The following is a 12717-nucleotide window of genomic DNA, read 5'->3' as shown; positions in this document are numbered from 1 at the left end:
ACGGCATCGCGCTCGTATCAGCCCCGGCGCCAGTAGCAGCTCATATGCGGCACGATCACCGTGCCGCTCGGGCGATATTCCTGCACATAGGTGGCGTTGCACTCGCGGACCGCATCGGGACCGGGATTGTAGCGGGGATAGACGCCATCCGGACTGTAATAGGGCGTGACGCGCAGGCGCGCCGGGGGCCGCTTGCGCGGCGGCGGCAGATCGTCTCGCGAGGCCGCTTGGGCCAGCCTGATCCCGGGAGCCGCGGTCTGGGCCTCCGCGCCAACGCAAAACTGCGAAAACAACCCCATGCACAGTAGCGTCAGCGCTGTTTTCGCTCGCATTTTTCTGCCCACCTGAACGTCCACTTCGAGGCCTACGCTCCCCGTTTTGACGGCGCTCGTCAACCTCGCCGCGCTTATAAAGCCGGATGCATCGCCGCGAAACCCACGCTATGAGAAGCCCATGTGGACGGAATTGAAAGCGCCCTCGCTGGCCGAGATGGAAGCGATGGCGCATGAAGTGTTCGAACGCCTGCCGGCGGAGTTTCGTAGGCTGTGCGAGGGCGTGATCATCCGCGTCGACGACTTCCCCACCGAGGAAGTCCTGGACGAGATGGCATGCGAGAGCGAGTTCGACCTGCTCGGCCTGTTCCAGGGCGTCGGCCTGCCGCAGCAGAGTTTTGCCGACGTGGCGCGGCTGCCCAACATGGTCTGGCTCTACCGCCGGCCGATCCTGGATTACTGGGCCGAGCACGACGAAAGCCTCGGCCATATCGTTCGCCACGTCCTGATCCACGAGATTGGCCATCATTTCGGCCTGTCGGACGACGATATGTCCGCGATCGAGGCTCAAGAGCCGGGTTGAGCAGAGAGCCCGGTTAGGCAGACGAGATCTGCCGAATTCGGCCTAGGATTTCCGCCCCGATCGCGATAAATACCGGTTCCCTAGACCATCCCGGGAAAGCGCAACCATGGACAAGTTCACCACGCTGGAAGGCGTCGCGGCGCCGCTGAAGATCATCAATGTCGATACCGACATGATCATTCCGAAGCAGTACCTCAAGACCATCAAGCGCACCGGCCTTGGCAAGGGGCTCTTCTCCGAGCAGCGCTACAAGGACGACGGCAGCGAGAACCCCGATTTCGTCCTCAACCAGCCCGCCTATCGCAACGCGAAGGTGCTGGTCGCCGGCGACAATTTCGGCTGCGGCTCGAGCCGCGAGCACGCGCCCTGGGCGCTGCTCGACTTCGGCATCCGCTGCGTGATCTCGACCTCGTTCGGCGACATCTTCTACAACAACTGCTTCAAGAACGGCATTCTGCCGATCCGCGTGGCCCAGGAAGACCTCGACAAGCTGTTCGACGACGCCGAGCGCGGCGCCAACGCGACGCTGACGATCGACCTGCCGAACCAGGAGATCCGCGGTCCCGACGGCGGCAAGGTCAAGTTCGAGATCGACCCGTTCCGCAAGCACTGCCTGATCAACGGCCTCGACGACATCGGCCTGACGATGGAGAAGAAGGCCTCGATCGACACCTATGAGGACAAGCTCAAGCGCGAACGCGCCTGGGCCTGATCTCAAGTTTTTGTTCAAGCCCCGGTGCTACAAGCGCCGGGGCTTTTTCTTTGTTCTGATTATCGCTTATAGCTTCGCCCATGCTGCCCGACATCGTCACCTTCTGGCATGGCCCGATGGACGCCCTGCGCCAGACCTGTCTGCGCTCGCAGCTGGCGGCCGGCCACAAGGTCACGGTCTACAGTTTCGACACCATTCCCGGCCTGCCCGCCGGTGTCGGCAACGCGGATGCCGAGGCGATCCTGCCGCATGCGTTCTCCGAACGATTGCGGCCGCCGCAGCCAGATGGAAGCTGGCGCGACTGGACCACGCTACAGTTCAGCGACTTCTTCCGCATGAAGCTGATGGCGAAGGACCTCGGCCTCTGGCTCGACGCCGACGTGCTGCTGCTCAGGCCCGTCGAGATCGATCCGGCAAAGCCCTATTTCGCGTGGGAGCGGCCGCGCCAGCTCGGCAACTCCGTGATTTACCTTCCACCTGAACACGGCATCGTTGCCGCTTTCGAAGAGCTGATGGAGCAGGAGGAGCTGACGCCGAACTGGCTGTCGCTGCGCCATCGCGTCACGTTTGCGATGCGCCGCCTGCGCGGCGGCTCGAACCGCCTCTCCGACATCCGCGTCGCGATCTTCGGGCCGGCGGCACTCACCGCGCTCGCGCGCCGCACCGGCGAGCTGCACTGCGCCTTGCCGAAGGAATCGTTCTACGCCGTGCATGCCGAGCCAAAACTGTTCTTCGATCCCTCGAGCTATCTCGGCCTCGTCACCGACCGCGACATCATCGGCCTGCATATCTCGCCCAAGGGCCGCGGCGGTGAGAAGCCGATCCCGGGCAGCCTGTATGCGTGGGCGGCGGAGCGGTTCGGCTAACTGCCGCGAAAGAGGTGCGCTCCCTCTCCCGCAAGCGGGAGAGGTGCACCGGCGGCCGCGGTCCCGTCATCGCGCTATTTGATCCAGCTCAACGCGCATCTGCACCATTGTGCCTAATCTCGCTCCCATTCCGCCGTTCGAATGGAGCTTCGCATGAGCACCGCAACCAGGCCCTATCCCATTGTCCAGGACCTCATCGAGTCCTTTGCGAGCTGGCTGAAGCATCGCCGCGAGCTGAACGAGATCCGGCAGCTCGACCGCGCCGATTTCGACCGGATCGCGCAAGACCTGCGGATCGCGCCTGACGATCTGGAGGAGCTGGTCCGCCACGGCAAGCACGCCGCCGACGAATTGCCGAAGATGCTGGAACAGCTCGGCATCAGCGCCGAAGGGCTTGGCCGCGGGCATCCGCTGCTGCTGCGCGACATGGAGCGGGTCTGCGCACTTTGCAACCACAAGGGCCAGTGCGATCGCGAGCTAGCCGACGGCACCGCCGTGGAGAACTACCACGGCTTCTGCGCCAATGCGTCAACGCTGGAGTCGCTCGATCGTGCGGATCACGCGTCGCGTTGAGCTAGCATTCGTTGCTAAGCGACCGGCGACCGCTCTCTACGATGTGACTCGTGAGCCAGAATGTTGACCAGCCGTCCGAAGGGGTCGCGCACGTAAAACCTGCGCACGCCCCACGGCTCCGTCGCTGGTCCGTACTCCAATGCGATGCCGGCTCGCTCCATTCTGCGTAGCGCTTCATCCAGGTCATCGACCTCGATCGAAAGATCCGGCACGGGAGTGCCTGAACCGCCTTCGCTTGCGATGCTCAGTTGAGGCAGCATTTGCGATGAAGCAGCGAATGTCGCGATCCACCCCTGGTCCATGACGACCTCCAGCCCGAGGACGTCCTGATAGAAACGGCGCGCCAGCGATACATCGGCCGCGGCAATGTTCGTGACGATGCGCTTCACTTCCATGAGGCGGCCACCCGCTTTCGACTGCGCCTAACCCTTCCCCATCGCCGCAATCGCGTCCGCGATCTCGATCGTGCGCCGCGCCATGTCGGCGTGCAGCCGCTCCACCATGGCGCCGTCGAGACGGATCGCGCCGCGCGAGACGTTCTCCGGCAGCTCGAACGCGGCGATGATCTTTCGCGCGCGCGCGACTTCCTCCTCCGGCGGGGTGAAGATCGCGTTGCAGGCTTCGATCTGCGAGGGGTGAATCAGCGTCTTGCCGTCGAAACCGAGATCGCGGCCTTGCGCGCATTCGGTGGCGAAACCATCGGAGTTGGCGATGTCGCTATAGGGGCCGTCGAGGATTTCGAGGCCATGGGCGCGCGTCGCCAGGATGCAATGGGAGATCATCGGGATCATCGCCGCGCGGCCCGGCAGCATCTTGATGCGCGTCTCGCGCGAGATGTCGTTGGGCCCGAACACGAAGCCTGACAGGCGCCGCGCTGGATCGCGCCCGGCGGCAGCGAGTTCTTCGGCATGCAGTACCGCGCGCGCGGTCTCGATCATGGCCCAGACCTTTACGGTCGGCGCCGCGCCGAGTTCGGCGAGACGGCGGCCGATCGTGTCGAGCTCCTCCACGCGTGAAACCTTTGGAACCAGGATGCCGTCGGGCGAGGCATTCGCCGCCATCGCGACATCGTCGGCCCACCAGGGCGTGTCGAGGCCGTTGGTCCGGATCAGGATCTCGCGCTTGCCGAACCCTTTGGCCGCGATCGCGGCCGCGATGCCATCGCGTGCCACTGCCTTGGCGTCGGGCGCGACGGAGTCTTCCAGGTCGAGGATCAGGCCGTCGGCGGCGAGATTGCGCGCCTTTTCCAGCGCGCGGGGGTTGGAGCCGGGCATGAACAGATGGCTGCGGCGCGGGCGGGTCATGCAAGCGTTCCTTCCGGTTTCCTCATCTCATTCCGACCGAAGCCGATAGCATCTGGCCTGCCTATTCGAAAGGCTTGTTCGTCCCAGCGGTATATGATTAGGCATAGGCCATGACCACATTCCCAGAGCATTTGCTGGAAGGCTACAAGGCCTTCGCCACCCAGCGGCTGCCGACCGAGCAGACCCGCTACCGCGAGCTGTCGGTGAAGGGGCAGTTCCCTGAAGTGATGGTGATCGGCTGCTGCGACAGCCGCGTCTCGCCCGAAGTGATCTTCGACGTCGGGCCGGGCGAACTCTTCGTCGTCCGCAACATCGCCAATCTGGTGCCGGTGTATCAGCCCGACGGCAACGCGCATGGCGTCTCGGCGGCGCTGGAATATGCCGTGACGGTGCTGAAGGTGAAGCACATCGTGGTGCTCGGGCACGCCCAGTGCGGCGGCATCCGCGCCTTCGTCGACAAGATCGAGCCGCTCACGCCGGGCGACTTCATCGGCAAATGGATGCAGATGTTCATCAAGCCGGGCGAAGTGGTGGAGCAGCGCGACCACGAGACCATGGCGCAATTCGTCGAGCGCATCGAGAAGGCCGCGGTGTTCCGCAGCCTGGAAAACCTGATGACCTTCCCGTTCGTGCAGAAGGCGGTCGAGAGCGGCCAGATGCAGACCCACGGCGCCTATTTCGGCGTCGCGGAGGGATCACTGTTCGTGCTGGACAAGGCGGCGAAGGAATTCAGGAACGCGCGCGAGATGGCGTAGGTCCGCAGCTCTTGTGGGGTGGGCAAAGCGAAGCGTGCCCACCACTTTTCTAGCAATTGTGGAAAGATGGTGGGCACGGCGCTTCGCGTCTTTGCCCACCCTACGGCAGCACGGCTTACGCCGCCTTCTTCTTCGCGCTGATCAGCTTGCGGTTGATCAGGACTTCCGCGATCTGGATCGCGTTGAGCGCGGCGCCCTTGCGTAGATTATCCGAGACGCACCACAGCACGAGACCGTTCTCCACCGTCGCGTCCTCGCGGATACGGCTGATATAGGTGGCGTCCTCGCCGGCGGCTTCATACGGCGTGGCGTAGCCGCCGGGCTCATGCTTGTCGATGACGAGACAACCCGGCGCCTTGCGCAGGATGTCGCGTGCTTCGTCCGCGCTGATCGGGTTCTCGAACTCGATGTTGACGGCCTCGGAATGGCCGACGAAAACTGGCACGCGCACGCAGGTCGCGGAGAGCTTGATCTTGGGATCAAGAATCTTCTTGGTCTCCGCCATCATCTTCCACTCTTCCTTGGTGTAGCCGTCCTCCATGAAGACGTCGATCTGGGGGATGACGTTGAAGGCGATGCGCGCCGGAAACTTGTTATTGATCAGCTCCTGGTTGGTGTAGACGGCCTTGGTCTGCGAGAACAGTTCGTCCATCGCGTCCTTGCCGGCGCCCGACACCGATTGATAGGTCGAGACCACGACGCGCTTGATCGTCGCCTTGTCGTGCAGGGGCTTGAGCGCGACCACGAGCTGCGCGGTCGAGCAGTTCGGGTTGGCGATGATGTTCTTCTTCTTGAAGCCCGCAGTCGCGTCCGCATTCACTTCCGGCACGATCAACGGCACGTCCGGGTCCATGCGCCAGGCCGAGGAATTGTCGATCACGACCGTGCCGGCGGCGCCGATCTTCGGCGACCATTCCTTCGACACCTCTCCGCCGGCCGACATCAGGCAGATGTCGACGTCGGAGAAGTCGTAATGCTCCAGCGCTTTGACCTTCAGCGTGCGGTCGCCGTAGGAGACCTCGACGCCCATGCTGCGGCGTGACGCCAGGGCCACCACCTCGTCCGCAGGGAATTTGCGCTCGTCGAGGATGTTGAGCATTTCCCGTCCGACATTGCCGGTCGCGCCGACGACTGCGACTTTGTAACCCATCGTTCACTCTCCGACGAAAAAGCTCTTTCCTGAAGCTGAGGCTTAAACAGGAAGAGCAGCGCTTCTATGCGAGAACCGGCCTCAAGACAACGTTGGACCATGCCTTAGGGACGTGGATGCAGTCGCCCGAGGCCAGCACGGCCGCAAACCCCACCCAGATCCATCTGGCGCTTGCAGCCTTCGCCGACGAGGTCGTCGGCACGCTGGCGCGCCTGTTCGCCTATGTGGGGATTTTGGTACTGTTTGCCATCCTCGGCCTTGCCGCACTCGGCCAGCTGCCCAACTTGCGCGACGATGATCCGGCGCTGAAGCCCGATTGGAGCGTGGCCGACCGGTCGCCTCCGGCCTTCGCCCTCAGCCGGCTGGATTCGTCAGAAAAAACAGCTTCTTACGCGATCTTCAGGCATCCCGAAGGCGGCCGCAGGGACGTGATGCGCTGGGCCAGCGAGGCAGACAGGACCGTGGCCGAGCTCGAGATTTACCGGGAAGGCGGCGAATTCGACGTGACGCGTCCGGCAACAATGGATCTGGCCGTCCGGATGGGACTGGGCACCGCGACCCTTCTGGAGCAAGCCGGCCTGATCGCCACGAAATTCGGCCCCGTCGCCCTATTCCAGCCGACCGGCACGGCGGAGGGCGCGCGGGCCTGCCTCGGCTACCTCAAGCGCAGCGAGGAGCCGGCGCTCCAGATCTCCGGATTCTCCTGCCAGGGCGACAGCCTGCCTGCGCGGCGCGCCGCGATCGCCTGCACGCTGAACCGGCTAACGCTGCTGACCTCGGGCAACGAGCCGAAGCTGGCCGAATTGTTCGCCCATGCGGAGCTGAAGCGCCGCCCCTGCGCGCCCCCGGGCGCGTCGGACTGGCTGCTCGGCGCCGCCAATGCGCAATTGCGCGGCGCGCTCTGATCGGCATCAAGCTCAAGTGGCTGTATCCATGCAACTTTTGCCGGCGCGCACGATTATTCAGCGCTGGTGTGACCCAATAGACCTAGTTGCATCCGCCCCGGCCGGGTTAGTATGAGCGTGAAATTGATTGGCGGCTTGCCGCCTGAAGGGGACGTGATGAGCTCGAATTTCTCTGCCGCGAACAAACTGGCGATGTGGCTTGCGGCCGGCGCCGTGATTGCCATGTCCTCAGCCTTCGCGACACCCGCCTCGGCCGACACCAAGAAGCAGCGCTATGACAGCGGCCGTCACTATTACGGCCCGAGCGGCCCCAATTCGAGCTATCAGCAGGGCCGCACCCGCATCTATGTGAGCAAGCGCTCCTGGCTCGACGGCGGCACCGAGGTCAATCCGGGCGACCGCAAGTTCTCCGACTACGCCTTCCCGCCGGCGGTGGGCTATCCGACCTTCGCGCGCGAAAATCTCAACCGCCCGATCGATCGCCAGCCGCTGAGCACGCCGCAGGATGTTGGCGGCTATCCGCAGAATTTCCCGCTGTACTGAGGCGGACATATCGACCGAATCAAAATGGCCGGGCTCGCGCCCGGCCATTTTTGTTTGTCGTGTAGCCCGGGAGGAGCGAAGCGCAATCCGGGATTTTCGACACGCGGGAAGAACGCCGGATTTCGCTTCGCTCCATCCGGGCTACGGCTCTAAGCGTGCAGCTTCTGCAATTCCTTCAAGATCGCTTCGCCCATCTGCGTGGTCGAGGCGGCAGTGGTGCCTTCCGACTTGATGTCGGCGGTGCGCAGGCCGCTGGCCAGCACCGCGGCGATCGCGGCGTCGACCTTGTCGGCGAGCGCGCCCATGTCGAAGGAGTAGCGCAACGCCATGCCGAAGGACGAGATCATCGCGATCGGATTGGCGAGGCCCTGGCCTGCGATATCAGGCGCCGAGCCGTGCACGGGCTCGTACAGCGCCTTGCGCTTCTTGCTCTTGACGTCGACCTCGCCGAGCGAGGCCGAGGGCAGCATGCCGAGCGATCCCGTCAACATCGCAGCAATGTCGGACAGCATGTCGCCGAACAGATTGTCGGTGACGATGACGTCGAACTGCTTCGGCCATTTCACCAGCATCATGCCGCCGGAATCGGCGAGCTGATGCTCGAGCGTGACGTCGGGATATTCGCGCTTGTGGACCTGGGTCATGACCTCATTCCAGAGCACGCCCGACTTCATGACGTTGCGCTTCTCCATCGACGTCACCTTGTTCTTGCGCTTCTTCGCAAGCTCGAAGGCGACGCGGCCGATGCGCTCGATCTCATAGGTGTCGTAGACCTGGGTATCGATGGCGCGCTTCTGGCCGTTGCCGAGATCGGTGATGGTCTTGGGCTCGCCGAAATAGACGCCGCCGGTGAGTTCGCGCACGATCATGATGTCGAGGCCCTCGACCGCCTCGCGCTTCAGGCTGGAGGCCTCCGCCAGCGCCGGGTAGCAGACCGCGGGACGGAGGTTGGCGAACAGACCGAGATCCTTGCGCAGGCGCAGCAGGCCGGCTTCGGGGCGCACCTCGTAGGGCACCGCGTCCCATTTGGGACCGCCGACCGCACCGAAGATGATGGCGTCGGCGTCCTTGGCCTTGGCCATGTCGCGTTCCGAGATCGACACCTTGTGCGCGTCATAGGCCGAACCGCCGACGAGGCCGGTGTCGGTCTCGAACTTGGCGATGCCCGCCGAATTGAGCCAGTCGATCAGCCGCTTCACCTCGCCCATCACCTCGGGGCCGATACCGTCGCCGGGAAGCAGCAGCAGTTTGTGGGTCGCCATGGTCGTTTCCTCTGAGGTCGATTTCGGCCGGAGTGCTAGAGCGGCGTTGCGTACTTGGCAAGACACCATTGCCGCTTCGGTTCTGTGCAAGGCGGGCAGGGCCTGCCACACTGCGCATGCCGGAGTACCCATTTGCACGCCCCTGAACGTCCCCCGCCCGACGCCCATCCCGCGCGGCTGATCCTGACCCTGTCGCTGGCTGCGACGGTCGGGCTGGGTATCGGCCGCTTCGCCTATTCGCTGGTGCTGCCCGACATGCGGGAGGACCTCGGCTGGTCCTACTCGGCGGCCGGTTTCATGAACACCATCAACGCCGTCGGCTACCTCGCGGGCGCGCTAGTGGCGTCCCGGCTGATCCAGCGGGTCGGCTGGTCGGCCGCGATCCGCGGCGGAACCCTGGCCTGCGTCGCGGCGCTCGCGACTTGCGCGCTGACCGGGAATTTCGTTGCGCTGAGCCTGGCCCGTCTCGTGCTGGGCGTTGGCGCCGCGGCCGGTTTCGTCGCCGGAGGCGCGCTGGCCGCTTCCATTGCGCAGTCACGCCCGGAGCGGGCCAATTTCCTGCTCAGCCTGTTCTATGCCGGGCCCGGCATTGGCATTCTCTCATCAGGACTGATCGCCCCGTTCACGCTGCAATATTTCGGGCCGGGCTCGTGGTGGATCGTGTGGTGGGCGATGACGCTGCTGTCCGTTGTCATGACCGTGCCGCTGTTCCTGGTCCGCATCGAGAGCGGCGTGCGTTTCTCGCAAGGCGGCCACGGCGCCTTCGCCATTTTTCCGGTGCTGATCTATCTCGCCGGCTACTTCCTGTTTGGCGCGGGCTACATCGCCTACATGACCTTCATGATCGCCTATGTGCGCGACGGCGGCGGCGGGGCCGCAGCGCAGGCCGCGTTCTGGAGCCTGATTGGCTTGAGCGCCTTCGTCACGCCGTGGGCCTGGCGCCGCGTGCTCGCGCTCGATCGCGGTGGTCTTGCCACCGCCATCATCCTCGGCACCAACGCGCTCGGCGCCGCCCTGCCGATGCTCGGGCATTCGCCGGCATGGCTCGCGGTCTCGGCGATCGTGTTCGGCGTCGCCTTCTTCGCCGTAGTCGGCTCGACCACCGCCTTCGTGCGCTTCAACTATCCGCCCGAGGTGTGGCCGACCGCGATCGCGGCGATGACGATCTCGTTCGGCGTCGGCCAGACGCTGGGCCCGATCGTGGTCGGCGCGATCACGGACGCGCTGGGGAGCTTGAGTTACGCGCTGAATGTGTCGGCGGCGCTGCTGGCGCTGGGCGCGGTTGCCGCGCTGTGCCAGCGGAAAGTGGAGCCGGCCTCATAACAAGTGTCGTCCCGGCGAAGGCCGGGACCCATAACCACAGGGAGCATTTTGGGGAAGACTGGTCGTTCGGGATTGGCATCTAGCGAAAATCGATAGACCTCGCGGTATGGGCCCTGGCCTTCGCCGGGACGACAACAGCTAGCTTCCGCTGAACGAATTGTACCCCTGGTCTTCCCAATAGCCGCCCTTGTAGTCGTTGGTGACTTCCATCGACACCACGTATTTCGGGTTCTTGAAGCCGAGCTTGGTCGGCACGCGGATCTTCATCGGGAAGCCGTAGGCGCGCGGCAGGATTTCGCCCGCATATTTGAACGTCATCTGGGTCTGCGGATGCAGCGCGGTGCGCATGTCGAGCGGAGAATTGTAGCCGTCCTTGTCGGCGCACTGGAACCAGACATACTTTGCGCGGGTGTCGGCGCCGATCAGCTTAAGGAAGTCGCGCATGGGTGTACCGGTCCAGCTGCCGATCGCGCTCCAGCCCTCGACGCAGATGTGACGGGTGATCTGCGTAGCCTGCGGCAGCTTGTACAGCTCGGGAAGCGTCCACGACTTCTTGTTCTCGACGAGACCGCGGACTTCGAGCTTCCAGTCGGCACCGTCGACATCGGGCGCGTCGTCGAGATCGTAATAGGCGTTGAACGGAAACGGTTTTGTGATCGCGCTCTCGGGAAACGTCGGCGCCAGCGCGTCGGGATTGAAGATGAAATCCTGCACGGCATCGTTGAATTTCGAAACCGACTTCAGCATCTCCTCCGCGGAGGACGAGTCGATCACGTCGCAGCCGGTGAGCAGCGTCAGCGCCCCGAGGCTGGCGCCGCCCGCGATGAAGCGGCGGCGGCTGACCTCTGGCATCGTCTTGATGGAATCCTTGATCAGCAGCCGCTTGTCGACGCCCGGGATCAGGAATGAGCGCTTCGCCATGACTCTCTCTCCACTCAACGGCCGATGATCATCGCGCGCAGGCTCTTCGGCACCAGCAGCGCGAGTAAAACATGAATGACCAGGAAGGCGCAGATCGCGGCCATGCAGAAGAAATGGATGTAGCGCGCGGTCGGATAGTCGCCGAACAGGGACACGAGCCAGTGCAGTTGCACCGGTTTCCACATTCCCAGCCCCGACAGCACGATGATCACGCCGATCAATATGATGCCGGCATAGAGCACGCGCTGGACGTAATTGTAGACGGAGAGATCGGCATGGCCGAGCTTGAAGGTCAGCGCAGCCCTGACGTCGTGGAGCACGCCGGATGGGGTGATCGGCAGCAGTTTTTTCCGGAAGCGGCCGGTGGCAAAACCGGTGACGAGATAAGCAAGGCCGTTGATCATCAAGAGCCACATCGCCGCAAAGTGCCAGAGCAGGCCGCCACCGAGCCAGCCGCCGAGCGTGTACTCGCGCGGAAAGCTGAAACCGAACAGCGGCGAGGCGTTGTAGATCTGCCAACCCGACAGGATCATCAGGATCATGGCGAAAGCGTTGATCCAGTGCATGACCCGGACCCAGGCCGGCTGGATCACTTTGGCCGGGGTGGCGCTGACCTGCTCGTCGGTCACGGTAAGGCTCGACATGGCGGTTCCGTCCTGAACATCGTCTGACAGCAATTATACGCCGATGCTTCCGCTTTCGTTACGCCCTGTCCGGCATCGAATCGATACCGGCGGGCTATCGTGGTCACAATAAAGCGAGCCGGGTGCCCCCGGCTCGCCATTTCGTCGCATCCGGTTCGGGGGTGAAGCCGGACGGCGCGGTATTTACGTCGCCGGCATCAGCACGGTGTCGACCACATGGATTACACCGTTGGACTGGTTGACGTTGGAGATCGTCACCATCGAGGTACCGCCCTTGGCGTCGACGATCCAGACCTTGCCGTCCTGCTTCTTCACCGTCAGCTCCTCGCCTTCGGCGGTCTTCATCTTCTTGCCGTCGGTGAGGTCGGACGCCTCGAGCTTGCCGGGCACGACATGGTAGGTGAGGATCTTGGTCAGCGTCGCCTTGTTCTCGGGCTTCACCAGAGTGTCGACGGTGCCGGCCGGCAGCTTGCCGAAGGCGGCGTTGGTCGGCGCGAACACCGTGAACGGACCCTTGCCTTCCAGCGTCGGCACTAGGCCGGCCGCCTTCACCGCCGCCACCAGCGTGGTGTGGTCCTTCGAGTTGACCGCGTTCTGGACGATGTTCTTGGACGGGAACATCGCGGCGCCGCCGACCATGACGGTCTTTTCCTCGGCGCGGACGGGCGCGACGACGGCCGCGGTGATGGCCAGGGTGCTGAACGCGGCGGCAGCGAGATAGGCAATACGCTTCGACATGGAGGGTCTCCCGATTGGATTGTGACCGGCGATTGCCGGCGTTCGAGTTGGGCAACAACAGTGGCTGCGACCTGTGAGCGTGAAGCAGCGCGCCGTCGTTGGCTCGAACTACGGGAGCGTTTGCGAAGCGGTTTCGAACAAAACTTCTTTGTGATGGGTGAAACTA

Annotated in this window: 16 protein-coding genes; 8 read left to right on the top strand and 8 right to left on the bottom strand. The window is 63.9% G+C overall.

Annotation, left to right across the window (positions count from 1 at the left end; translation table 11 throughout):
• Positions 1-17: 17 nt before the first annotated feature.
• Positions 18-299 carry a hypothetical protein gene (locus BcanWU425_RS01700; protein WP_035973483.1) on the bottom strand — a complete coding sequence of 94 codons (282 nt, stop codon included), beginning with the start codon at positions 297-299 and terminating at the stop codon, positions 18-20.
• 154 nt (positions 300-453) lie between these two features.
• Here BcanWU425_RS01700 and BcanWU425_RS01695 point away from each other — a divergent pair, with 154 nt between their 5' ends.
• The 4 genes from BcanWU425_RS01695 to BcanWU425_RS01680 all read left to right on the top strand — a co-directional run bounded on the left by BcanWU425_RS01695 (position 454) and on the right by BcanWU425_RS01680 (position 3006).
• On the top strand, positions 454-855 hold the full coding sequence (locus BcanWU425_RS01695) for a metallopeptidase family protein (protein WP_026233877.1): 402 nt from the start codon (positions 454-456) through the stop codon (positions 853-855).
• A 106-nt stretch (positions 856-961) separates the two neighbouring features.
• The gene (leuD, locus tag BcanWU425_RS01690) at positions 962-1567 is read left to right on the top strand and encodes a 3-isopropylmalate dehydratase small subunit (protein ID WP_018459795.1); all 606 of its coding nucleotides are present in this window, start codon (positions 962-964) and stop codon (positions 1565-1567) included.
• An 80-nt stretch (positions 1568-1647) separates the two neighbouring features.
• On the top strand, positions 1648-2433 hold the full coding sequence (locus BcanWU425_RS01685; RefSeq protein WP_204512871.1) for a hypothetical protein: 786 nt from the start codon (positions 1648-1650) through the stop codon (positions 2431-2433).
• Between the two features lie 153 nt (positions 2434-2586).
• The gene (locus BcanWU425_RS01680; RefSeq protein ID WP_204512872.1) at positions 2587-3006 is read left to right on the top strand and encodes a hypothetical protein; all 420 of its coding nucleotides are present in this window, start codon (positions 2587-2589) and stop codon (positions 3004-3006) included.
• Positions 3007-3020: 14 nt separating this feature from the next.
• Here BcanWU425_RS01680 and BcanWU425_RS01675 read toward each other — a convergent pair whose 3' ends face one another.
• Together BcanWU425_RS01675 and BcanWU425_RS01670 are read right to left on the bottom strand one after the other, a co-directional pair.
• Positions 3021-3401, bottom strand: a complete 381-nt coding sequence (locus tag BcanWU425_RS01675; RefSeq protein WP_204512873.1) for a VOC family protein — start codon at positions 3399-3401, stop codon at positions 3021-3023.
• 27 nt (positions 3402-3428) lie between these two features.
• Positions 3429-4310 (bottom strand): HpcH/HpaI aldolase/citrate lyase family protein, encoded by an 882-nt coding sequence (locus tag BcanWU425_RS01670; protein ID WP_018459792.1) that lies wholly within the window; start codon positions 4308-4310, stop codon positions 3429-3431.
• Between the two features lie 110 nt (positions 4311-4420).
• Between BcanWU425_RS01670 and BcanWU425_RS01665 the strand changes: the two genes are divergently transcribed.
• Positions 4421-5065 carry a carbonic anhydrase gene (locus tag BcanWU425_RS01665; RefSeq protein ID WP_018459791.1) on the top strand — a complete coding sequence of 215 codons (645 nt, stop codon included), beginning with the start codon at positions 4421-4423 and terminating at the stop codon, positions 5063-5065.
• A 115-nt stretch (positions 5066-5180) separates the two neighbouring features.
• On the opposite strand, the gene BcanWU425_RS01660 is transcribed toward BcanWU425_RS01665, so the two are convergent.
• A complete protein-coding gene (locus tag BcanWU425_RS01660) occupies positions 5181-6215 on the bottom strand; it encodes an aspartate-semialdehyde dehydrogenase (RefSeq protein ID WP_018459790.1) in 1035 nt (344 codons plus the stop codon).
• A gap of 116 nt (positions 6216-6331) precedes the next feature.
• Here BcanWU425_RS01660 and BcanWU425_RS01655 point away from each other — a divergent pair, with 116 nt between their 5' ends.
• Positions 6332-7120 carry a hypothetical protein gene (locus BcanWU425_RS01655; protein ID WP_085348445.1) on the top strand — a complete coding sequence of 263 codons (789 nt, stop codon included), beginning with the start codon at positions 6332-6334 and terminating at the stop codon, positions 7118-7120.
• Positions 7121-7276: 156 nt separating this feature from the next.
• Complete coding sequence (locus tag BcanWU425_RS01650; protein WP_027514960.1) at positions 7277-7663, top strand: hypothetical protein; 387 nt, start codon at positions 7277-7279, stop codon at positions 7661-7663.
• Between the two features lie 149 nt (positions 7664-7812).
• On the opposite strand, the gene leuB is transcribed toward BcanWU425_RS01650, so the two are convergent.
• Entirely contained in the window at positions 7813-8925 is a 1113-nt protein-coding gene (leuB, locus tag BcanWU425_RS01645) for a 3-isopropylmalate dehydrogenase (protein WP_204512874.1), read from the bottom strand.
• A gap of 132 nt (positions 8926-9057) precedes the next feature.
• On the opposite strand from leuB, the gene BcanWU425_RS01640 reads away from it, so the two are divergent.
• Entirely contained in the window at positions 9058-10248 is a 1191-nt protein-coding gene (locus tag BcanWU425_RS01640; RefSeq protein WP_204512875.1) for a YbfB/YjiJ family MFS transporter, read from the top strand.
• A 138-nt stretch (positions 10249-10386) separates the two neighbouring features.
• Here the strand turns inward: BcanWU425_RS01640 and BcanWU425_RS01635 are convergent, their stop codons facing one another.
• The 3 genes from BcanWU425_RS01635 to BcanWU425_RS01625 form a co-directional block, all read right to left on the bottom strand.
• Positions 10387-11169, bottom strand: coding sequence for a molybdopterin-dependent oxidoreductase (locus tag BcanWU425_RS01635; RefSeq protein ID WP_204512876.1), 783 nt, complete (start codon positions 11167-11169; stop codon positions 10387-10389).
• A gap of 14 nt (positions 11170-11183) precedes the next feature.
• Entirely contained in the window at positions 11184-11813 is a 630-nt protein-coding gene (locus BcanWU425_RS01630; protein ID WP_204512877.1) for a cytochrome b/b6 domain-containing protein, read from the bottom strand.
• Positions 11814-11996: 183 nt separating this feature from the next.
• Positions 11997-12551, bottom strand: coding sequence for a fasciclin domain-containing protein (locus BcanWU425_RS01625; protein WP_204512878.1), 555 nt, complete (start codon positions 12549-12551; stop codon positions 11997-11999).
• Positions 12552-12717: the final 166 nt, after the last annotated feature.

It is taken from the genome of Bradyrhizobium sp. WU425, assembly GCF_021052305.1.
Taxonomy (GTDB): Bacteria; Pseudomonadota; Alphaproteobacteria; order Rhizobiales; family Xanthobacteraceae; genus Bradyrhizobium; species Bradyrhizobium canariense_D.
This window is presented reverse-complemented; position numbering and strand designations above follow the sequence as displayed.

Coding starts and splice junctions, on each gene's coding strand:
- BcanWU425_RS01700 (WP_035973483.1), bottom strand. CDS start 299: ATGGGGTTGTTTTCGCAGTTTTGCGTTGGCGCGGAGGCCCAGACCGCG.
- BcanWU425_RS01695 (WP_026233877.1), top strand. CDS start 454: ATGTGGACGGAATTGAAAGCGCCCTCGCTGGCCGAGATGGAAGCGATG.
- leuD (WP_018459795.1), top strand. CDS start 962: ATGGACAAGTTCACCACGCTGGAAGGCGTCGCGGCGCCGCTGAAGATC.
- BcanWU425_RS01685 (WP_204512871.1), top strand. CDS start 1,648: ATGCTGCCCGACATCGTCACCTTCTGGCATGGCCCGATGGACGCCCTG.
- BcanWU425_RS01680 (WP_204512872.1), top strand. CDS start 2,587: ATGAGCACCGCAACCAGGCCCTATCCCATTGTCCAGGACCTCATCGAG.
- BcanWU425_RS01675 (WP_204512873.1), bottom strand. CDS start 3,401: ATGGAAGTGAAGCGCATCGTCACGAACATTGCCGCGGCCGATGTATCG.
- BcanWU425_RS01670 (WP_018459792.1), bottom strand. CDS start 4,310: ATGACCCGCCCGCGCCGCAGCCATCTGTTCATGCCCGGCTCCAACCCC.
- BcanWU425_RS01665 (WP_018459791.1), top strand. CDS start 4,421: ATGACCACATTCCCAGAGCATTTGCTGGAAGGCTACAAGGCCTTCGCC.
- BcanWU425_RS01660 (WP_018459790.1), bottom strand. CDS start 6,215: ATGGGTTACAAAGTCGCAGTCGTCGGCGCGACCGGCAATGTCGGACGG.
- BcanWU425_RS01655 (WP_085348445.1), top strand. CDS start 6,332: ATGCAGTCGCCCGAGGCCAGCACGGCCGCAAACCCCACCCAGATCCAT.
- BcanWU425_RS01650 (WP_027514960.1), top strand. CDS start 7,277: ATGAGCTCGAATTTCTCTGCCGCGAACAAACTGGCGATGTGGCTTGCG.
- leuB (WP_204512874.1), bottom strand. CDS start 8,925: ATGGCGACCCACAAACTGCTGCTGCTTCCCGGCGACGGTATCGGCCCC.
- BcanWU425_RS01635 (WP_204512876.1), bottom strand. CDS start 11,169: ATGGCGAAGCGCTCATTCCTGATCCCGGGCGTCGACAAGCGGCTGCTG.
- BcanWU425_RS01630 (WP_204512877.1), bottom strand. CDS start 11,813: ATGTCGAGCCTTACCGTGACCGACGAGCAGGTCAGCGCCACCCCGGCC.
- BcanWU425_RS01625 (WP_204512878.1), bottom strand. CDS start 12,551: ATGTCGAAGCGTATTGCCTATCTCGCTGCCGCCGCGTTCAGCACCCTG.